This window comes from Haliscomenobacter sp. (assembly GCF_041740695.1).
Classification (GTDB): Bacteria; Bacteroidota; Bacteroidia; order Chitinophagales; family Saprospiraceae; genus Haliscomenobacter.
Genome location: NZ_JBGSLK010000145.1, coordinates 24,934 through 46,241, shown reverse-complemented (window position 1 = coordinate 46,241; position 21,308 = coordinate 24,934). Strand labels below are relative to the sequence as shown.

Genomic DNA, 21,308 nt, shown 5'->3' with positions numbered 1-21,308 from the left:
CAACCCTTAAATTTATTAGCGATGTAGGCCTGCTAAATGTCAGTTTTGGGTCTGAAATGGACTCTAAGGAACGGAAATGATGCTGAACTGCAAATCAAAGCTTAAATTCACCACCTAAGTATGACGCAAAAAATCGGGAAGTTAATTTTTGTGCGTTACTAAACTGCATTTTATGAAGAAGCCTTTAGTCCTGCTTTGTACTATTTTTGGATTTGTTTCCATTTCCTTTGCTCAAGCTCGGCTGGATACCAATGTTTTTATCTTTAGCCGGATCATTCCGGTAAGCCCCACTCAGGTGCTTACGGTTCAACAAAACTGGAGCAGTACCGGGGCACCTATGCAATTGTACTTTCAAAGTATTTCCAATACCTCTACGGCCAAAGCTGAAAAACTGGTATCGTTAAAAACAGGTCCCTTCAAAGCCCAGGTCAAAGACGTATTTTTGTGGAATGGGGTGTTGAACCTGCTGACCTCAGTCTACCATCCGGGTCCAGGCCGCAGCAATTTTCTTTTGCAGCAATTCGACGCCAAAACCCTCAAAGAAAAACACAGTCAACTCATCGATGCGGTGGCAACCCCCCGGCCTAGCAGCAGTTCCAGTTACCTGGGTTATTGCATTTCCCCCGATAGTAGCCACATCGGATTTTACAGCTGGATTTATGCCTACTCCGAAGACTCGGTCCGGCTCAATGTGCAGGTCTACAATCGTTCGCTGGAAAAACAATGGTCGAAGCAATACACCTTACCTTACCTCAACAATCGGTTTTTGATCAACAACTGCGCTTTGCGCAACAATGGTGAGTTTTTTCTTTTTGCCGAAAACTACACGGGCCGGATTAGAGCCGCAACGGTCATCAAAGCCAACTTGATCGAACACATGGCCCTGCACATCCGCAAAGATATAGACACCGCCCGGGTGCTGCGCACTCAACTGGACAAAGGCGTTTATTTTACCAGCCTCAAGTTCGGGTTGGCCGCCAATGAAACCCTTTACGGCATCGGCATTACCACGCAAAATGGTCTTTATACCTTAAAAATGCCTTTGAGCACAGAAGTGTATACCCAAAACATTGATGCCTTTCCCAAGGCCTTGTACCAGAACGCCGAACGGGCAGCGCGCCAAGATTCGGTACTGGGGGACAATTTTTCTGCCGCCAGCTTTTCCGATTACAACATCTACAAACTGTATCTTCAACCCCAAGGGCAAATGTACCTGCTGGCCACGTACAATGGTGCAAATATGCTGATCCGCTTCGATGATCAGGCCAAGGCCAAGTACATCAGCATCATTCCCCGGATGCGGCACGGTTTTTTGGGTGCCATGTATGATTGCAATCTATTCATCAAAGGGGACACGTCATTTTTTCTACAAACGCAAATAGACAGTCCCACCGAAATACCTTATAAATTGATTCGAATCGGCCCCAATGGGGAGTTGATTCATGGCGTTGTGCAATCCAGGATCACCGGGAGAAGACCCCAATTTATGTTGAGCGCCTTTTATTGTGAACAGATTGATGCTCAGCGCATCATTTTGACCGCTACGGACAACCAAATGCCCTACAATGCCCCGCGTACGCTGACCTTCCGCATCGAGGAGATCGACCAGGTGTTCAAGGACAATTGATCAGCGCGCTGTATAAAACTTGAAATACTTGCACTCGGCCACTATGCGGGCATAAAACTGGGTGTCGGCATAATCCCGTTTAAGGATTTCAAAGTTTTCGTAAGTGCGGGTTCCGCCACGCCAGTAAAAATTATTCTGTTCACAGCGGGCCGCCATAAAGCTAGCCTTGGCGGCCAGCTCGCGACTGCCTGTAAACTGCCGAGCCATAGTGAAGTAGTTCAAAGCCTGACTACAGTCAAAATGCTCCCGATTGCCGAGGGCAAAACGTTCATCGGGCACCACACTGGGATCCTGGGCGTTTTTGCGCCGTTTCAAACTGCTCCCACTGCGAAAATTGTCCATCACCTGCCAGGCTGAACCAAAATAACTCATGTTGTAATAGGCCAGGCCCATTTGGTAAAAAAAGCCTCCGCCTTCGAGGCGATTGGCCAAGGCACGGTATTCCAAATCCAGCATCCGCTCAATGATTTCCCCCCGGTTCAAAAAAGTAACCGTATCCCGAATTGGACAATTCACACAATCGTGAAAACGCTCCACAAATGGTGCCCACACCCCATAATCCGTCCAGGCATTGCGGTCAATTTTTTTCATTTCCTCCAAAGCGGGTATCAATTGATACTGATCCAGCATAACCGTGGCTTTGAGCATATGGACATCGTTGATCGTCAGGAGGGTATCGCCTTGTTTGAGCAAATTGCGTTCCATGCGGTTGAGTCGCTGTTGTTGCAACATGAACAACAGGTCGTTGAGCTCGGTTTCCCGAGGGTTGACCCTCAAGTCACGGAAAGGGTAGTAAGCCAAAAATGCTTTGCCTGGCATGTTGTACCGCCTGTACAACCAGCCCAGTTTATCGCGGGTGTAGGGTAAAAATTTGGATGGAAAACGCAGAAAAAACTCATTACTCCGCATCATCGTGGCTATGTCGTCTTCCATGCCGTCGCTGACTTCCTGATAGGATCCAATTTGAGCACCCAGCTTAAATATCCTCAGTTGCTCCCGCATCGCCTCGTCCTTGATGCTGTCTTCAATGCGCTCAAAAGATTTTATGGCTGCGTAAAAATCACCAGAAACCATTTCCAGGTAGCCCTCAGCAATGGCCCAGAGTTCAGAGTTGGTCGTTTTTTTCTCTAGATTGATTTTTTGTACAAATTCTTGCACCTGAATCAAATAATCATCGATCCCTGGTTGGGGAATTTTATGGTAACGCCGATTCCGATCGCGGTTTTTATTGAATTCCAAACCCAGCAACTGTTTTTCCAATCGCCGCATTTCCCGTACTAGCAATACGTCTAGATACTCCATTTTGGGATCAAGTGCATAGATGAGTTTCATTTCCTCCAGGGCCCGGCTACGATCGAGGTAGGCCCGCATGGCGTAGAGCGTGGCGCGCTCTTGGTCACTTCTGCACAAGGTGTAGGTCGCTTTCCATTCTTCATCGCTGCGGATGCGGAAACTTTGTAGGGCCGATTCCCGTTTGCTGGGGCAATGCAAAAAGACCTTGGCATAGGCATACGCTGCCTCGGGATAGCGCCCCAGTGCCTGTAATGCTCCCGCCCGATGCCCTAGAATCCAGTACTCGATTAAACTGGGGTCGTTGTCAACTTTGGGCATCAACCAATCGTACAACTCTAGCGTACGGTTGTACTGCCGGGAATAATGGGCCAGGCGAATGATTTGAAAGGCATAGCGCAAGCGGATGTAGTGGGAAGCGCATTGCATCATTTCGTCGCGCCCCCGTACAATCAAACTATTGATGATGGCCAGATTGCTGGGGCGATCCTCCCAGGGGTCGGTGCTGGTTACGTGGGGCTCCACATCGCGGGTGTATTGTAGGTAGCGCAGGGTTTCGGTGCAGCCGTAGCGGTACAAATAGGCAGCAAAAGTATTCTGGCGCAAATAAGGACTCAAACCGTAACTCTTAACGGTGATGCCATTGATCACTTCTTCGAGGTCACTTTTCGGCCAGTCGTAGACCACCGCATAAATATCCGCTTTTTCAGCCTGGGCGCAGTAGCGGCTATGCCACTCGTCGAGGTTGTCCTGCATCATGTTGGTCTTTTGCACCCCGTAGCGCTCGTACAATACATCGAAGCCCAACACATAGGGGGCACCCGCCGCCGCACCCTTGATGATGCTGGAACGCAAAAAGGAAAAACCTTTGAATTCCTGCAAATTGGGGCCGCAGTCGCCGCCCAAGGTGACTGGCCAAAAACACAGGCACGCCCATGCCAGGAGGGTGGCTCCGGTAGCAATCATGCGCAGGGCTCGACTAAAAAATGGTACAAATAGGCTCCAACTTGTCATGCTTGGGTACTTTGTTCAGGCGATGGTGCACGTGGTAAAATACTCAGTTTGCAACAAATCGCTTGGGTACAAATAATGCCTGTCAAGATAAGGACTTTTTTTGGCGCTTGAACTGGCGGGTAAAGCGTTGCAGCTGACTTGGAAAATTTTCTCCATTAAAAAAGGCATTTGATGATTTAGAGGAAAAATTTATTCCACTGACCTGGAGTTTTTGGAAAATTTTTACCATTTAAATACCCCCACAGTATCGCAAATATCGGCTCACCCGTATCCCACCTTAGACCCATTCTAAATAACCCCCAAAAATTCCGCAATCCTTGCATTTCCCCAAAAAAATCACTTGATTTGGTAATCCAACAAAATAAAATTCTCGTATCTCCTTTTTGTTAAAGAGATACAATCCTTTTAACAAGGCTTTCTTTTGCCTGGAATGACCATTTTCGCAAGACACTAATTACCATAACCTATGTCAGTAAAAATTTCAGTAAGCATTAACGGGAAAAACTACACCAGTGAGGTTGAACCTCGCCAGTTGCTGGTGTACCACCTCCGGGAGGCTTTGGGACTTACGGGATCGCACGTAGGCTGCGACACCAGTAGTTGCGGGGCCTGTACGGTACTGGTGGACGGCCTGGCCGTAAAATCCTGCACCACTCTGGCCGCACAAGTCGACGGGTGCAAGGTGACCACGGTGGAGGGCCTGGCCAAAAACGGCAGCCTGCACCCCATTCAGGAAGGCTTTAAAGAAGAACATGGCTTGCAGTGTGGGTTTTGTACCCCGGGCATGATCATGGCCGCCGCCGATTTGTTGCAAAACAATCCCAACCCCTCCGAAACCGAAATCCGGCACGCGCTCGAAGGCAATTTCTGCCGCTGTACCGGGTACCACAACATTGTCCGCTCGATCCAGTGGGCGGCTAATAAATTAAAAGAAACCAACGCAGCAGTACTATGACATACATCGGTCAATCCGTAAAGCGCGTTGAAGACAAGCGCTTTACCACGGGCAAAGGCAAATACACCGACGACATCAAACTCGTTGGCATGACCCACGCCCATATCGTGCGCAGCCCTTATGCCCACGCCAACATCCTGAGCATCGATATTGACGCGGCCCTGGCTCACCCTGGGGTAGTTGCGATATTTACGGGCAAAGACATCGCTGCCGCTGGCATCAACGGGGTTCCCGCTGGCTGGCAGGTCAACTTCAAAGACGGCACCACCATGAAGGAGCCGCCCCACCCCCTTTTGGTGGCCGATCGGGTCAAACACGTAGGTGACGGCATTGCCGTGATCATCGCCGAAGACGCGGCCACCGCCCGCGATGCAGCCGACCTCATCGAAATCGACTACGAGGTATTGCCCTGCGTGACCAATCCTGCCGAGGCTGTCAAAGCTGGAGCGCCGCTGGTCCACAACGATGCCCCCAATAACATTTGTTTTGACTGGGAGTTGGGCAACCCCAAGGCCGAAGTGGATGCTGCCATTGCCGCATCACACCACGTCACTCGCCTGGATTTGGTCAACCAACGGATGGCCCCCAATGCTATAGAACCGCGCTCAGCAATAGGACACTACGACGATTCCAAGGACAAATTCACCTTGTACACTACGTCACAAAACCCCCACTTGACTCGTTTACTCATGTGTGCCTTCGTACTCGGCATTCCCGAGCACAAGGTACAGGTCATCGCGCCCGACGTAGGTGGGGGCTTTGGCAGCAAAATTTTCCACTACATCGAAGAAGCACTGGTGATTTGGGCTTCCAAACAGATTGGTCGCCCCATCAAGTGGACTTCCACCCGCAGCGAAGCTTTCCTCACCGACGCACATGGCCGCGATCACGTGACCACGGCGGAGATGGGTTTTGACAAGGAGGGCAACGTCACCGCCCTGCGCGTGAGTACCTTTGCCAACCTGGGGGCTTACATTTCAACTTTTGCGCCAGCGGTACCTACTTATTTGCATGGTACCCTCTTGCAAGGGTTGTACACCACGCCCAAAATCCACGTGGATGTTACGGCCGTGTTCACCCACACCAATGCGGTGGATGCTTACCGCGGCGCTGGTCGCCCGGAGGCAACTTACCTCTTGGAGCGCCTGATGGATACCGCTGCGCTGGAAATGGGCATGGATCCCGCTGCCTTGCGCTTCAAAAACTTCATTCCCGCCTTCGACGGTATAACCCAACCCGGGTACCAAACCCAGGTGGCGCTGCAATACGACAGTGGCAACTACGAGCCCGTGCTGGAGCGTGCCCTGGAAATGGTGGACTACGAGAATTTCCGCAAACAACAGGCCGAAGGCCGCAAAAATGGCAAACTCCTCGGCATTGGTTTTTCCACCTACATCGAAGCTTGTGGAATTGCGCCATCGGCTGTGGTAGGTGCGCTAGGCGCACGCGCTGGCTTGTACGAATCGGCCCAGGTTAGGGTGCAACCCACGGGCAAAGTGAGCGTGTTTACGGGTTCCCACTCGCATGGGCAGGGGCACGAAACCACCTTTGCACAAGTGGTGGCCGATCGTTTGGGGATTGCCATGGAAGACATCGACATTGTCCACGGCGATTCTGACTCCGTCGCTTTCGGGATGGGAACTTATGGTTCGCGTTCCCTGGCGGTAGGTGGTAGTGCCATCGTGAAGAGCATCGATAAGGTGTTGGAAAAAGGGGCCAAAATTGCTGCCCACAAACTCGAAGCAGCCGAGGAGGACCTCGAATACGCAGGTGGCAGGTGGACGGTGAAGGGCACCGATAAAAGCATTGGCTTTGGGGATGTTGCGCTCACCGCCTACGTGCCCCACGATTACCCGGCAGGGCTGGAACCGGGGTTGGATTTCTCCAGCTTTTACGATCCGACCAACTTTACCTATCCCTTCGGTTGCCACATTGCCATCGTCGAAGTGGACGCCGATACGGGCAAGGTGACGCTCAAACGTTTTATCGCCGTAGACGATGTAGGTAATGTGATCAACCCGATGATTGTGGATGGTCAAATCCATGGCGGTTTGGCGCAAGGTATCGGTCAGGCCATGCTGGAAGGGGTAGCTTACGACTCGGAAGGCCAATTGATGACGGGCTCCTTTATGGACTACGCCATGCCACGTGCGGACGATTTACCCTCTTTTGAAATTGATCGCAAAGTGACCCCTTGCCCCCACAACCCACTGGGTGTGAAAGGCGCCGGGGAAGCAGGTTGTATTGGTTCTACCCCAGCGGTAGTGAATGCAGTGATGGACGCTTTGACGCCCTTCGGCATCATCAAGAACCTGGAAATGCCCATGACCTCTCAACGGGTTTGGCGAGCAATGCATCAAAAATAAATTTAAAAAGATGATTCCTGCAAATTTCGAATATTACCGCGCTGGATCAGTTGATGAAGCATTGAGCTTGTTGGCCCAGCCGGACGTTTATGCCAAAATTTTGTCGGGGGGCCACAGTCTGATTCCCGCGCTCAAATTGCGCCTGAACCAGCCTGGAGCACTCATCGACATTGGGCGCATCCCTGAACTGCGCTACATCCGCCAGGAAGGCAATTCCATCGCCATTGGCTCAACCAGCACGCATAAGGACATTGCCAACTCGGCGCTCCTGGCTCAGCACATTGCAATGTTGCCCGAAGCTGCGGGCCTGATTGGCGATCCACAGGTGCGCAATGTGGGCACCATCGGAGGAAGCATTGCCCATGCCGATCCCGCTGCGGATTGGCCCGGCGTATTGCTCGCTGCTGATGCCGAGATTGTGTTGCGCAGCCAAGCTGGAAGCCGCACTTTGGCCGCTCAGGATTTTTTCCTGGGCTTTTACACCACTGCGCTGCAAGAGGGTGAAATCGTGACCGAAATCCGGGTGCCGATTCCCGCCGCAGGCACCAAATCGACCTACCAGAAGTTCATGCAACCGGCTTCTCGCTTCGCCATTGTGGGTTGTGCCGCAGTGGTACAGGTGAGCGATGGTACTTGCAGCAATGTTCGGGTAGCGTTCAATGGCGTAGCCGATGCTTGTTTTCGCGATGTGAATGTGGAAAATGCGCTGATAGGAAAGGCGGCTACGGCTGAAAACATCGCAGCAGCGGCAGCCCAGGCGGCGCAAGGGGTATCCATCCTGAGTGATCACTACGCTGAGGGGGATTACCGCAAACACCTGGCGGAGGTGTACGCCAAACGGGCTTTGACGGCGGTAGCTGGATGATTGATTGAGCGCATGTTTAAATTTTTTGTTTTGCTGCAAATGGACCAATTTAGGCTGCATTTCGCCTCGAAAATGCTCATTTAGCGCTGCTAAACTCCGCTTTTCGCGTCTCATTCAGCCGAAATTGGCCTCATTTTCGCTTAAAACAAAAAAATTAAACATGCGCTGAAGAATCTTTATTGCCAATACGGGCGGCGGCGGGGAATACTCGTCGCCGTTTTTTTTGTTTTGTGATTTATCTTTGTAAAAAAAGCAAACGCCTCAGTCAAAATGCTGGATTACTAGGTTGAGGTTTGAGAGAGATTGGAAAAAGATAAACTTGACGAAAAATTATAAGAAAATGCTTACCCAGAAATTGTTAACTACCTATAGCTTCAAAGCTGTTTTACTCCTTTGTTTATCCTGCTATTGCTTTAATACATGGGCACAAAATAAGCCTATCCTAAATCTCGCACTGAATCAAACCTATCGCATCAATTGCCGCAATGTTTATAACCGTGATTATCGAGCTTCCAACTACAATGGCAACATCAAACACGTTGAAAAGACCTTTTGGGAAATAAAAGTCATTCAAAAAACCAGTCAAAGCCATTTATTGGAAGTACGTTGTGTAAGGAGATACATCCACATTCCCAGTCTCAATGACGCCATAGATTCGGAATATTTGACCCAACAAGATCGACAAAGTAATTGGTATAGCTACGGAGCCCAGATTTCGAATAGCAAGATGTATTGGCGAGTGAACACTGCGGGGCGAATCACCCACAGTTACCTTAAAAACCCATTGGTCGAAAAAACAAATGAAACGCTCAAGCAGCGCAAAGACTCAGTGTGGATATTTCCTTATTTCGAACCTGTCCAAAAGACTAAACACTCTTACGTCGTCAATTGGGAACAACCCATCAATGACAATGCTCACGTGGTGCCCATTGCTTATCTCCACTTTGGGCGTGAGGCTTTTTATTATGAATACGGAAAACACCTACCCAAGGGTTGGGAAGAAACCAAAGCTTACGTTATTCGGCATGAACCTTTGGATTTTTCTTATCGCGATTATCCTTCGTTAAAAACAAAAATTGAGTTTCAAGCGGACACGGGGAGCTTTACGGCTGCCAATACAATCAAGTTCATTTTCGATCGCAAAACGGGATGGCCATTGAATGGAAAAAGCCACTTGTTTGGCAATATGCTGGATTATACAAACCCAGACCAAGAAGCCAAATCCCAACAGGAAGAAGGATGGCGCAACTACATCAATAACGCTAGTTGGGGTTACAATGCTAAAACACCTCGTTTTAAAGACTTTGCAAAAATTCAAGCGGATGAGTTTTTAATCGCTTTGCAAAATCTAAAAAAGGATCAGTTCGCGTTGGGCACTGAGCTATACCAGCAATTTTATTGGGGCCTACACTATCGATATGCCCATGTTTTGCTCCGCACCTGGCGCACCTACAATAATGTGGGTGATGTGCCTTCAGTAGGTACCCCGCCCTTTATGGCTATGATTGACACTTTATCTACGGTCAATGATGTTGCGATGCAGCAACCCATCTTTGTGGAGTACCTATTGAGCCTGCTTGAATACCGCATCGGCAGCCTTGCTGGAGGGGCCAATACTGAAAAAGTTGCAAAAAGTGAAAAAAGTCTCAACGAGCGGTTTACACTGGCTGGCTTGATGTACAAAGGAATGCCCAGATTTTTGGCCCAATCCGCGCTGCTTCAGGAGGCTTTTGAGCGTGGCTTTGATTTGGCGGGAATCAAACCCGTTTATGAAGCTTTCACCGTGCAATATGGACAAACAAAAGCAGCGGAAAGTGTAAAAAAACTATACCAGAATAGCTTGAATACTGAGCCTGGAAAACCTTTTTTGACCTTTAGTGGGACGGACGAAAAGGGCCAAATCGTAACGAGCTCTGTTTTCAAGGGAAAAAAGGTATTGCTGAACCTTTTTGATGAAACCTTTAATTCCTGGATCAGTCCGAATGACATTGATCTGTGGAAACTCAAAAAGGCCTACCCGCAGCTTCAGATCATTCACCTTGGCCTTGTTCCTGATTTTAAAAAACAGCAGGAATTGTACAAGGCCTTAAAACACCACAACAATGGTAAATTTGTTTTTGTCAACAATACTCAACTGATAGACCAAATCAGGGCACAACTCAACTGGAACATACGAACCGGAAAATGCAATCGCATCTACCTCATTGATGAAGATTGGAAAATTTATGACTATTTATTGCGAATTGATGAAAACATGCAATCTGTATTCAATGAGGAATTTGTGAAAAAAGTACCACTGTTTCTCAAACAAGCGCCTCCTGATCGCTACAAACACATCAAAAAATGGGCCTGGAATAGCCTTCGGGTGCTGGTAACCGTTTTCCTGAGTTGGTGGATTACCGGCCATTATATCCGGCGCAGGGAACGCACCCGACGTCAGCGACTGGAAATCCAGCTGCAGGCCATTCGAGCCCAGCTCAACCCGCACTTTGTATTCAATACCATGAATGCCATTCAACACTTGATGTTGTCCCATAAAACGGAAAAAGCCCAGGAATACCTGGCCGAGTTGGGCGGTTTGATGCGCAGTGTACTGAATTTGACCAAAGATGAATTGGTCAGTATCCATGAAGAATTGAACATCATCCAGCAGTATTGTAAGTTGGAGGCTTTGCGGAAGGATTTTGAGCTGAGCATAAAAATTGACCCACAAATTGACCCATACAATACCCTGATTCCGCCCATGGTGTTGCAACCTTTGGTAGAAAATAGCATTGTGCACGGCTTTTTACCCTTAACGGAAAAGGGCCAATTGGAAATTGAAGTACAAAAAAATGATCAATTTATCGAAATTTGGGTGAGGGACAACGGCATTGGGTTAGAGTTGGCCCAAGACCGTGGATCAAAGGGTTTGCAAAAAAGCCTGGAACTCAATCGCCAACGTCTGCAATTGATGTACAAAGGTAAAGCACGGTTCAGCCTCAAAGCTCGGCCATCAGGCCAAGGCGTTGAGGCCTTGATTCAATTGCCCATCGAAAGTTAAATAAGTTATGTACAGTGCCATAATTATTGAAGATGAGTACCACAACCGGGAATTATTGCGCAATCTATTGCAGCAGTACGCCCCGGATGTGAAATTATTGGCCGAGGCCGATAGCATCCAAGCAGCTCAAAAATTGCTCCAAAAAAATCAACCGGATTTGATTTTTCTGGATATCGAATTACCCGATGGGAAAGGCTTTGATTTGTTAAAAGCGACTCCCAATCTAGACTTTGAGGTCATTTTTACTACGGCGTACGATCACTACGCCTTACATGCTATTCGCTTCTGTGCTTTGGATTATTTACTAAAGCCACTTAAAATCAGCGAATTACAAGAGGCGCTTCAAAAAGCACGGCGCATGCTGGAACAGAAAAATGAGAACCTGCGGCTAAAAGAACTCATCCAAAACCTCAACAAGCCGCTGCAACCCAAACGTCTTGCCTTGGCAACGGGTGAAAAATTGGAATTTGTATCTTCGGATCAAATCATTCGTTGCCAAGGTGAAAACAACTATACCCGGTTTTTTTTGCTGGATGGCCGCCAGATTTTAGTGTGTCAGACCCTGCGTGAATATGAAGATTTGCTCAAGCCACAAGGCTTTGTTCGGGTCCATCAATCCAATTTGGTCAATATCAATCAGGTGAAATCTTTCATCCGTTCCGATGGTGGCTATCTGGAGCTTGTAGATGGAAGTAAAGTGCAGGTAGCAAGGACACGCAAAGAGGAACTGCTGCGCGCTTTGATGAAGAATTAGGTAAGCGCCAACGCCCACAACACCGCCATCGCCCGCTCCGCATCCTTCCAATCCACAAAAATATGGTCATGGTAATACCCTGCCACTACATTACAACTGATGCCTGCGTTAGCCAAGGCATTGGAAAAGGCTGCGGTGAGCCCCACTGCATCGAGTGTAGAGTGTACCGTGAGGGTGATCCAGGCGGCTACGAAAGAGTATTCGAGTTGCCATTGATCAGCCAGTGCTCTGGTAAGGATAATGGTAAAACCTTCGGCTTCTTTAAAAAAGGACAGGATTTGATCGGCTGGAATGGCATTTAAAGTGGCAACGGTACAAAATACATATTCACCCTCGTTCAAGCTGGGGTGCATGGTTTTTAGCAATTGAACGAGGTCCTTTTCGCCGGGCATTGGTTAGGGTTCGGTATTCCTAGCCGTGCAGCTTGGAATACCGAATTTTAATTTTTATATATCAGCTAAACAAAGACTGCAGCTTCATTGCCACACCCATGTCGCCTTTGATTTTTACCTTGCCACCCATAACCGCCATCATGGGGTTCAGGTCGCCGCTGCGCAACTTATTCAGCGTTTCCAAGCTGGTGATGATGGTACAATCAGCCTCTTTGTCCTCGTTGCTGATGTTGGCGGTTGGGCCGCTGAGGTCTACATAAACGGTGCCTTCATCAAATGAAAACTTGAGGGTTTTGCCGATGGAGGGCGCCTTGCCGGCCAGCGCCTTGAATTGATCAGTGATTTCGTCGAGCGTCATGATGGTTTTTTTATTGAGAATTGGCGAATTTTCGCTGCAATATACAGGGAAAATCTAATTGTTGTCTTCTACGGTGGTCAAAATTTCGAGCGCGTTGGTATAGGTTTCCTGCATGGCAGTGGCATTGGCCTGTCCGGCGAAGAGCGCCATTTCGCAGTTTTGCAGGAGCTTTTGCAGGCGTTCCACCAGTTCAGGTTGTACGTTCAGTTGCGCCAATGCGGCGGTGATTTTTTCTTTGGACCAGTCTGCTTTGGGAATTTTCAACTTGTCGCCCAAATACCCCAAAATGGCCTTTGATACCGCATCGTAAAAATCCCGGCTTTGATTGGCCACGAGGTGTCGTTCGGCTTGATTGAGATGCCCCAGGGCAATTTTGCGGGCGTTTTTCTGCAGACGAACTTCGTCGCGGCGCTCTTTGCCCAGCAATCGCAGGTATTGATACAAGGCCCCCCCACCCCAAACGAGAAAAGGTGCCAGTGCGATGATCCAAAATAATGGGTTGTTGAACAATGGTTCGTGGCCTTTGCTCAGACTCGTTATGGCCTTGAGTGGCTGCAAGTCGCTACCTTCCTCTAGCCCGGAGCTGTTGTTTTTGGCTCCATTGCCACTCCCTTGTCGTACTGTAACATTGTAGGAATAATCCTTGAGGGTTTCGTACTGTTTGGATTCGGCGTTGAAGAAAGAAAACTCGGGTTGAATCGAAAATTTCCCCGCCTTTTTGGACATGATCAGGTATTCGATGGTTTTGCGGGATACCCGCAGGCCTGCGGTTTCACTGGCTTCTTCGCTGATCGTTTTGGGGTCGTATACTTCAAAAGTCTCGCCGAGATTGAGCAGGGGTGCACGTACCCGTTTCATGTCACCATCGCCGGTGAGGGTCAGGCGCAGGGTCAGGGCATCGTCGGTAGTTACTTCGGTACGGTTGATGACGCTGCTCATGTTGAAAATGCCCACGCCACCGCTAAAGCTGGCCGGGGCACCAGAGGGAAGCGGTTTGACCAGCAGCGAAACGGCCTCGGTGCGCAAGGGCACCCGCCGGATTTCGGCACCAAAAGTTAAGCCGGTCAGTGGGTCAGGTCTGCCGCCTGCTACAACTGCCACCTGCAAGGTAGCGGGTTCGATGTTTAATTGGCCTTCCTTTTGTGGATACAAGGCAATGCTGCGCAAAATGCGGGTATTGTAGCGCACTCCGCCCACAATTTCTTCTTCCATATGGGAATTGGGGTGCTGAATGTCTTCTACATAAAAACCAACGTAGTCGGATTCTTCAACAAAATTGAAATTTTCGAGATCGACCCGGGTAAAGACCTTGTAATCGAGTCGCACTTGCTGGCCCAGGTAGGCTTCACGGGCGTTCAGAATGGCTTTGACGAACAATTCTTCACCCTTTTGGGCCTTACTGGTTTTGCCTACGTTTTCGTTTTTGACCACCTCCACCGTCACGCTGTTGCTGCGCATGATTTTGCCATTGACCTCCATACTGGCGGGGCCAAAAGTAAAGGTGCCTATTTTTTTAGCCTGCAAAGCATAAGCAAAGGACATTTCACTGGACATGCGCCCATTGATGATGGTGGTACTGGCGCTGCGGGAAGGGCCTGAAACGAGGGTAAAAGCAGTGCCAAAAGAAGGGGCTTTAAAATTGGTGCCTTCAGCATTGCTCAGCGCAAAAGTGACTTCAAAAAAACTGCCTTCAAGTACTTGCTTGGCGTCGGCAAAGGCTCGAAATTCTGGTTTGTCGCGTTGAGCCCAGCTTAAAGTACTACAAAGTAAGAGACAGGATAAAAGGCTAATTGTTCTCAGTAGGCTCATGGATCTTACAACTTGTAGGTTTTGCGCTTTTTCTTGGGGTCTTCAGTCGGCTGAGGAACGAGATTGCCCCAATAATCTCGAAGCGCGGGGAAGTCGCGGAGAGAGGGGAAATTGCGATCAAGGCCAAAAAAGTCGTCTTTTGCTTCCTTTTTGCGAGGGTTAACTTTGATGCCTTCTGGATTTGGCCAAACCTGAACTTCCAGCGCTTTGGTCTCCAGCGCCTTGCCATTGACTTCAATACTGGCTGGAGGAATATAAAATGAACCCGTTTCTTTGGGTTGGATGTAAAAACTGTACTCGGTGGTATGGCTAACTTTCCCATTGGCCATCGACATGCTGGAAAAAGTATTGGGGCCACTGACCACCACAAAATGGGGCTCAAAATTCGGCGCGGTAAACTTGCGCCCTTCCCCATTTTCGAGTTTAAAACTCACTTTGATTTCATTGCCCAATAGGATCGAGTCGCTGCTTACCGTTGTGGTGAAGGTAGCACCCTTCTGGGCCATCATTGCAGTGCTAAAGAGCAGTGCGAGCGTGTAGAAGATCAGATTGCGCATATGAGTATTTTTTAGCTGTGAGCTGTCAGCAATCAGCTGTCAGCCAAGAGCGTTCAGCAAGCTGATTGCTGAACGCTCTTGGCTGACAACTGTTTTACCAATCCTTCCCCGACCTCGGCCTCCCCTGAGCCTTTTTCATTTTCCCCTGCACCTTTCGTTCTTCCTCATCCATGATTTTCAGCAGGTTTTGGGCCTCTTTTTGGCTGAGGTTGGGCGGTGGAGCCTGTTCCTGGCGATCCTGGGGTTGGCCTTGACTTTGCTGGGGGTTTTGATTCTGTTTGGGGTCTTGATTGGGTTTTTGGCCTTGGTTGGACTGGGGTTGCTGTTGGTTTTGGTCCTTGTTTTTATCCTCGTTAGAAGAAGAACGTTGTTTTTGTTGTTCTTCTTGCTTTTTGCGTTGCTGAGCCAAGGCTAGATTGAACTTGGTTTCTTTGTCATTGGGGTTCAGGCGCAGGGCTTGTTTGAAGGCATTGATGCTTTTGTCCAGTTCATTGAGCTGAAAAAAGGTGTTGCCAAGGTTGTGGTAGGCTGCGGCTTTATCGGCAGGATTTGCCGCTTTTTTGGCCGCGTTGTCATACCGTGTGAGGGCCTCTTGGTAGCGTTTTTGCTGGTAGATGGAGTTCCCGAGGTTGTACTGGCCTTGGGGGCTGTTTTTGCGCTCCAGGGCTTTGCGGTAATTGCTTTCCGAATCGGCATAGCGCTGCTCCAGGTATTCCTGATCTCCTTTGCGCAACCATTGGTGCGCCGTTTGAGCCAGCAACCCATTCACCAATCCCAAAAATAAGCCGCACAACAACAAACCAGTGGTTTTCATGAATCTGCTTTTAACTTTCCTTTTAACTCCCCTTTAAACAAGCGCTTAGTCAAAGTAGTTTTTGCCCGTCGCCGGTAATGCACCAAAAACTCGCCCAACAAGAAGCCAATGCCCAGCAATAAAAAGAGCTGAAAATGGCTGCGGTATTCCGAAACGACCCGTTGTTCGTACTCGCGTTTTTCTACTTTTTGCAGTTTATCCATTAAGGCGTCGATCAAGGCATCACTTTGGGTATTCAGGCGAAAAAAACTGCCGCCACCCAGACTGGCTAATTTGCGCAGCACCCCGGCATTTAGCTTGGACAATACGGGTTTGCCACTGATGTCGCGCTTGTAATCGGCCATGCCATTTTCGTCCACAAACGGTACAAAACCTCCCGCTTCGCTGCCAATACCGATGGTGAAAATTTTCATGCCCATCCTGGCCGCTTGCCGCGCCTGGCTTTCTGCGCGGGCTTCATGGTCTTCCCCATCCGTAATGACCAGTACAACGCGGTTACCGTTGCTTTTGCTGGTGCTTTGTTGCGCAATTGCCAGTGCTTCGCCGATAGAAGTACCCTGGCTGCTGATCATGTCGGGATTCGAGCTTTGTAGGAGCAAACTTACGGCTTCATAATCAGTCGTGAGCGGCACCTGCATATACGCTTCTCCCGCGAAGAGGATGACCCCCAGGCGATTGCCACTGAGTTTTTCAATCAATTGCAGGCACAAACGTTGAGCCTGGATCAAGCGGCTGGGTGCAATGTCCTGGCACATCATGCTTTGGGAGATGTCGAGGGCAAAAATGATGTCGATGCTTTGGCGGCGTACGGCTTGGGTTTTGGTGCCCCATTGCGGGTTGGCCAAGGCGATGATTATGAAAAATAGGCCAATGAGAAAAAGAATGTTTTTGTTGCGCAGGCGTTCGGGCGACCGTTCGGGCATCAGTCGTTGGAGCAGTTCCGGGTTGCCAAAACGGATCAGGGCTCTTTTGCGTGCATAAGCCGCCCCCAACATCAGCAGGACCAAGACCAGCAGGATGGCTAAGGCGTACAAATAAAACGGATGCTCAAAGCGAAACATAATTTGAAAGTTGAGAAGGTTGAGGGAGGTTGAGGAAGGTTGAGGAAGGTTGAGGCTGCCGCGAGCGACTTAGACAAGAATGCTTCTAAGTCGCTCGCGGAGCCTCAACCTCCCTCAACCCTCTCAACCTTCTCAACCTCCTTATGGCAAACTCCTCAACCAAGTCTGGCGCAACACAAACTCGGCGAGCAGAAAAAGTAATCCGATCAATACCCAACGGTGAAATTCTTCGCTGTATTTTTTAATACGGGTAACCTGAATCTCGGTTTTTTCCAATTGGTCGATGGTTTTGTAAATTTCGCGCAAATCCTGGTTGTTTTTGGCGCGAAAATACTTTCCACCCGTCATTTTGGCGATTTCGCGCAGCAGCTCCTCGTCAATTTCTACCTGAGCATAATCCAGAAAAAAACTGCCATCGCTAAGCCTGCTCACCGGAGTGAGCGCTTCGCCTATGGTACCTATACCGATAGAATAAACTTTGATGCCCAATTCCTTGGCCAGTTCGCCAGCGGTGAGGGGTTTGAAGTACCCGACATTGTTCACCCCATCGGTGAGCAGGATGATGACTTTACTTTTGGCTTTGCTGCTTTTAAGTCGGTTCACTGCTCCGGCCAAGCCCATCCCAATGGCGGTGCCATCCTCCAGGTTGCCACATTCCAATTGTTGTAAAAAACCTTCGACAATTTTGTGGTCGGTGGTGAGTGGGCATTGAGTAAAAGCTTCCCCTGCAAAAACGACCAGACCGATGCGGTCGTGCGGGCGGCCTTTGACAAACTCTATTGCCATCTTTTTACTGACCTCCAGACGGTTGGGCTCAAAATCCTGGGCCAGCATGCTACTCGACAAGTCCATCGAAAGCATGATGTCGATGCCTTCGGCTTTGATTTTTTCTTCTTTCAATACCGATTGCGGTCGAGCCAAGGCAACGACTAAGGCAATAAAACCCAGGGCGCGAAAAAGTGGCAACCAGCGCCGCAGTCTGGACTTGAGCGTTTCTACACCCGCCACTCCTTGCAGGCTGGGCAGGGTCACTGCGGCATGCCGTTGCTTGTGTTGTTGCCAATACCACCTGGCCAGCAGGGGCAGCAACAGCAGCAGGAGAAAGAAATACGGGTGTAAAAATTTCATGTCAATTAAATTGGCTGAGGGGCGATAAAAAAATAAATTGTTCGTTTTGCCAAAGGATTAGATAAGTAAACGTTTCATTTCAAGTGTTTTATCTAACCCTTTGGCTCAAGAAAAATGAATATTTATTTTTGCCCCACTACTGAATGATCTCTTCCTTCGTTTGTTCCACAAAAGTTTTGACGCTGTACAAAGCCTCCACATGAAAACTCAGGGGTGGTTCTGCTTTGGCAAATTTGACCAAATCCGCCGTTTGTAACATCTGGCGCAATTGTACCCGCCAGTCGTCGGGCACCCCAATGCTGCGCAGCGATTCGAGAATGTCATCGGTGGTTGATTCCAGCGCATGGATGTCATAACGGCCTTCCAGGTATTCGCGCAGGATATAGGTCAGTTGGGTTTGGAACGCGTTTATCTCACCACTATCCAATAGATCAGATTGCTCCAGTGCCAACAACTTTTGCAAAGCCGTTTCGTGGGCAGGTGGTGGTGGTGGCGGTGGCGATACGACTGCGGGTTGCTGTTTTTGTTTGCGCTGCAACAAGTAATAAATGCTAACACCCAGCAAGGTCAGCAAAGACAGGACAATCAAGGCCGGGACAATAAAATCCGAGACCTGAATCTCCTCGCGGTTGATGTCTTTGATGGCGCGTAGAGTGTCCCGTTCGGCGTTCACTGGGATCGAACCTACCTTCAAGGGCAATGCGGTGCTGGCGCTGGCACTTTTGGTCAGTCCAGCTTCTTCAAAATCGATGGTGATCGGGGGGATTTCGTAGCTCCCGGCTTCAAAACTGGTGAGTACAAACTGCTGCTCCAGGATTTGCTGGGGTTCTTGGGCGACGGTGAGCAAGGAGCCTTGTTCGACCAATTCTACTTTGGGCACCTGTTTTAGTGCCTCTTTGATTTTAACCGCTTTAAAGGTCGTACCACTGGGTAAGCTGATGCGCACCGTCAGGCGAACCTGATCGCCAATGAGAATTTCCTGGGTTTTGAGCTGCGCGGTCACGCTGACTTGGGCCAAAAGGCCAGTCAGGGCAAAAAAGCAAAGCGTGCAGCTCGCCAAAACCAAACGAATCCTCGATGTCCTCATACGCCTGAACGTTTTTTGAAAAATTGATGCAAAGCATTGGTATAGGACTCGGTGGTGAGGATGTCCAGATTATCCGCGCCGCACTTTAAAAAGGCATTGCGGTAGTATTGGTAGTTGCGCTCGTACCAGTCGGCGTAGGTAGCTCGTACTTTTGCGGAAGAGGTATCCACCCAATTGAGCGCACCCGATTCGGAGTCGAGGGCGTGTACCAGGCCGATATTGGGCAAGTGTGCTTCGGCAGGATCGGCAATGCGTACACCCACGAGGTCATGCTTACGTGAGGCCACGCGCAGCGGTTCTTCGTAACCTTGCCCCAGGAAGTCACTCACCAAAAAGCAGATGCTGCGTTTTTTGATGATGCGTTGGAAAAACTCCAGGGCTTTATCGATACGGGTACCCTGGCCTTTGGGCTGAAAATCGAGCAACTCGCGGATGATGCGCAGGATGTGCTGTTTGCCCTTTTGGGCAGGGATGAACAATTCGATTTGATCAGTAAAAAGGATCAACCCAACTTTGTCATTGTTCGTGATGGCTGAAAAAGCCACCAGGGCGCTGATTTCGGTGATGATTTCGGATTTGAATTGCTCCACGGTGCCAAAAAGCGCTGAACGACTGATGTCGACCAGCAGGATTACCGTCAACTCTCGCTCTTCCTCAAAAATTTTGATGTGGGGTTCACCCGTACGGGCCGTTACGTTCCAGTCGATGTTGCGCACATCGTCGCCGTATTGATAGTTCCTAACTTCGCTGAACGACATGCCCCGCCCCTTGAAGGCGCTGTGGTATTCACCCGAAAAGAGGTGTTTACTCAGGCCCTTCATCTTGATCTCGATCTTGCGGACTTTTTTGAGCAATTCGCTGGTCTCCATGAAAAAGGTTGAGGAAGGTTGAGAAGGTTGAGAAGGTTGAGTAAGTCGCTGCGGTAGCCTAAACCTTCTCAACCTCCCTAAACTTTCTCAACCGTCTATGGTACTTCTACGGTATTCAAAATCCGATTGACAATGTCTTCTTGCGTGGTATTCTCTGCTTCTGCTTCGTAGGTCAGGCCCATGCGGTGGCGCAGTACATCCATACAGATGTTGCGCACATCTTCGGGAATGACGTAGCCCCGGCGCTGGAGGAAAGCGTAGGCTTTGGCAGCTAGCGCCAGGTTGATGCTCGCCCGGGGTGATGCGCCGTAGCTGATGAGGGCTTGCAGGTCGCGCAACCCATAATCAGCAGGGTTGCGGGTCGCAAACACAATATCGAGGATGTAGCGCTCAATTTTTTCGTCCATGTACACCTTGCGTACCGATTGGCGGGCGCGCAGGATGTCGTCGGGATGGACTACGGGTTTGATTTCCTGGCCAAAACTTTCGTCGTTGAGGTTGCGGCGCATGATCTCGCGCTCTTCTTCCTTGCTGGGGTAACCGATTTTGACTTTGAGCATGAAGCGGTCGACCTGTGCTTCGGGCAAGGGGTAAGTTCCTTCCTGCTCAATGGGGTTTTGGGTGGCCAAAACGAGGAAGGGTTCCTGCAACTTGAAGGTATCCGTGCCGATGGTGACCTGGCGCTCTTGCATGGCTTCGAGCAAGGCACTTTGCACCTTGGCGGGCGCGCGGTTGATCTCGTCGGCCAGGATGAAGTTGGCAAAAATGGGCCCTTTGCGTACGGTGAATTCGTTTTGCGCCGGGTTGTAAATCATGGTACCGATGATGTCGGCAGGCAAGAGGTCGGGCGTAAACTGGATGCGACTGAAATTGGCATCAATGGCCTGAGAAAGGGTTTTGATGGCCAGGGTTTTGGCCAGGCCGGGAAGGCCTTCCAATAATACATGACCCCTGGTGAGCAGACCCAACATGAGGCGTTCAATCATTTTTTCTTGCCCAACGATCACTTTGGCCGTTTCGGCATGTAATTTTTCTACAAAGGCGCTGTCGATGTAGATTTGTTGGTTTAGCGCTTCTATGTCCACGTGGTGCATCAGCCGGATGAATTAATTTGGAGTGCAAATTTGGAGAAAAAACTTGATAAACGGATGCAAGTCGGGAGCTAAAAGTTGGGATGGACGTGTACAAAGGCTAAAAAGCGCAACTTTTTGTGAAAATCAAAAGTGGGAAAGGGTGATGTTGAGCGTAAACAACAATAAAATTTGAAAAGACAACAACTGGATTATAAAAATTTGAAAAAATAGTGTTGCATAAAATAA

The 21,308-nt window shown here is 49.4% G+C and carries 17 protein-coding genes; 6 read left to right on the top strand and 11 right to left on the bottom strand.

The window, feature by feature from the left end:
* Positions 1–172 precede the first annotated feature (172 nt).
* Positions 173–1,627: a hypothetical protein gene (locus ACEW9O_RS29945; protein WP_373553921.1), complete on the top strand. Its 1,455-nt coding sequence runs from the start codon at positions 173–175 to the stop codon at positions 1,625–1,627.
* Here ACEW9O_RS29945 and ACEW9O_RS29940 read toward each other — a convergent pair whose 3' ends face one another.
* A complete protein-coding gene (locus ACEW9O_RS29940; RefSeq protein ID WP_373553920.1) occupies positions 1,628–3,931 on the bottom strand; it encodes a hypothetical protein in 2,304 nt (767 codons plus the stop codon).
* Positions 3,932–4,397: 466 nt separating this feature from the next.
* Between ACEW9O_RS29940 and ACEW9O_RS29935 the strand changes: the two genes are divergently transcribed.
* From ACEW9O_RS29935 to ACEW9O_RS29915, 5 genes are all read left to right on the top strand, one after another.
* Positions 4,398–4,886 carry a (2Fe-2S)-binding protein gene (locus ACEW9O_RS29935; RefSeq protein ID WP_373553919.1) on the top strand — a complete coding sequence of 163 codons (489 nt, stop codon included), beginning with the start codon at positions 4,398–4,400 and terminating at the stop codon, positions 4,884–4,886.
* Positions 4,883–7,252, top strand: a complete 2,370-nt coding sequence (locus ACEW9O_RS29930) for a xanthine dehydrogenase family protein molybdopterin-binding subunit (protein ID WP_373553918.1) — start codon at positions 4,883–4,885, stop codon at positions 7,250–7,252. The genes ACEW9O_RS29935 and ACEW9O_RS29930 overlap by 4 nt, the downstream gene beginning before the upstream one ends.
* A 10-nt stretch (positions 7,253–7,262) precedes the next feature.
* Entirely contained in the window at positions 7,263–8,117 is an 855-nt protein-coding gene (locus tag ACEW9O_RS29925; protein WP_373553917.1) for an FAD binding domain-containing protein, read from the top strand.
* Positions 8,118–8,457: 340 nt separating this feature from the next.
* Positions 8,458–11,160, top strand: coding sequence for a histidine kinase (locus ACEW9O_RS29920; RefSeq protein WP_373553916.1), 2,703 nt, complete (start codon positions 8,458–8,460; stop codon positions 11,158–11,160).
* Positions 11,161–11,167: 7 nt separating this feature from the next.
* Complete coding sequence (locus tag ACEW9O_RS29915; protein WP_373553915.1) at positions 11,168–11,914, top strand: LytR/AlgR family response regulator transcription factor; 747 nt, start codon at positions 11,168–11,170, stop codon at positions 11,912–11,914.
* On the opposite strand, the gene ACEW9O_RS29910 is transcribed toward ACEW9O_RS29915, so the two are convergent.
* From ACEW9O_RS29910 to ACEW9O_RS29865, 10 genes are all read right to left on the bottom strand, one after another.
* Positions 11,911–12,306, bottom strand: a complete 396-nt coding sequence (locus tag ACEW9O_RS29910; protein ID WP_373553914.1) for an ACT domain-containing protein — start codon at positions 12,304–12,306, stop codon at positions 11,911–11,913. The genes ACEW9O_RS29915 and ACEW9O_RS29910 overlap by 4 nt on opposite strands.
* A 61-nt stretch (positions 12,307–12,367) precedes the next feature.
* The gene (locus ACEW9O_RS29905) at positions 12,368–12,664 is read right to left on the bottom strand and encodes an SCP2 sterol-binding domain-containing protein (RefSeq protein WP_373553913.1); all 297 of its coding nucleotides are present in this window, start codon (positions 12,662–12,664) and stop codon (positions 12,368–12,370) included.
* Positions 12,665–12,718: 54 nt separating this feature from the next.
* Positions 12,719–14,473 (bottom strand): BatD family protein, encoded by a 1,755-nt coding sequence (locus ACEW9O_RS29900; protein ID WP_373553912.1) that lies wholly within the window; start codon positions 14,471–14,473, stop codon positions 12,719–12,721.
* A 5-nt stretch (positions 14,474–14,478) separates the two neighbouring features.
* Positions 14,479–15,030 carry a BatD family protein gene (locus ACEW9O_RS29895; protein ID WP_373553911.1) on the bottom strand — a complete coding sequence of 184 codons (552 nt, stop codon included), beginning with the start codon at positions 15,028–15,030 and terminating at the stop codon, positions 14,479–14,481.
* A gap of 94 nt (positions 15,031–15,124) precedes the next feature.
* Entirely contained in the window at positions 15,125–15,844 is a 720-nt protein-coding gene (locus ACEW9O_RS29890; RefSeq protein WP_373553910.1) for a tetratricopeptide repeat protein, read from the bottom strand.
* Positions 15,841–16,905 (bottom strand): VWA domain-containing protein, encoded by a 1,065-nt coding sequence (locus tag ACEW9O_RS29885; RefSeq protein WP_373553909.1) that lies wholly within the window; start codon positions 16,903–16,905, stop codon positions 15,841–15,843. Before ACEW9O_RS29885 ends, ACEW9O_RS29890 begins: the two co-directional genes overlap by 4 nt.
* 141 nt (positions 16,906–17,046) lie before the next feature.
* Entirely contained in the window at positions 17,047–18,033 is a 987-nt protein-coding gene (locus ACEW9O_RS29880) for a VWA domain-containing protein (protein ID WP_373553908.1), read from the bottom strand.
* Positions 18,034–18,169: 136 nt separating this feature from the next.
* Positions 18,170–19,120: a hypothetical protein gene (locus ACEW9O_RS29875; protein WP_373553907.1), complete on the bottom strand. Its 951-nt coding sequence runs from the start codon at positions 19,118–19,120 to the stop codon at positions 18,170–18,172.
* The gene (locus ACEW9O_RS29870; protein WP_373553906.1) at positions 19,117–19,989 is read right to left on the bottom strand and encodes a DUF58 domain-containing protein; all 873 of its coding nucleotides are present in this window, start codon (positions 19,987–19,989) and stop codon (positions 19,117–19,119) included. The genes ACEW9O_RS29875 and ACEW9O_RS29870 overlap by 4 nt, the downstream gene beginning before the upstream one ends.
* 95 nt (positions 19,990–20,084) lie before the next feature.
* Entirely contained in the window at positions 20,085–21,083 is a 999-nt protein-coding gene (locus ACEW9O_RS29865) for an AAA family ATPase (protein ID WP_373553905.1), read from the bottom strand.
* Positions 21,084–21,308: the final 225 nt, after the last annotated feature.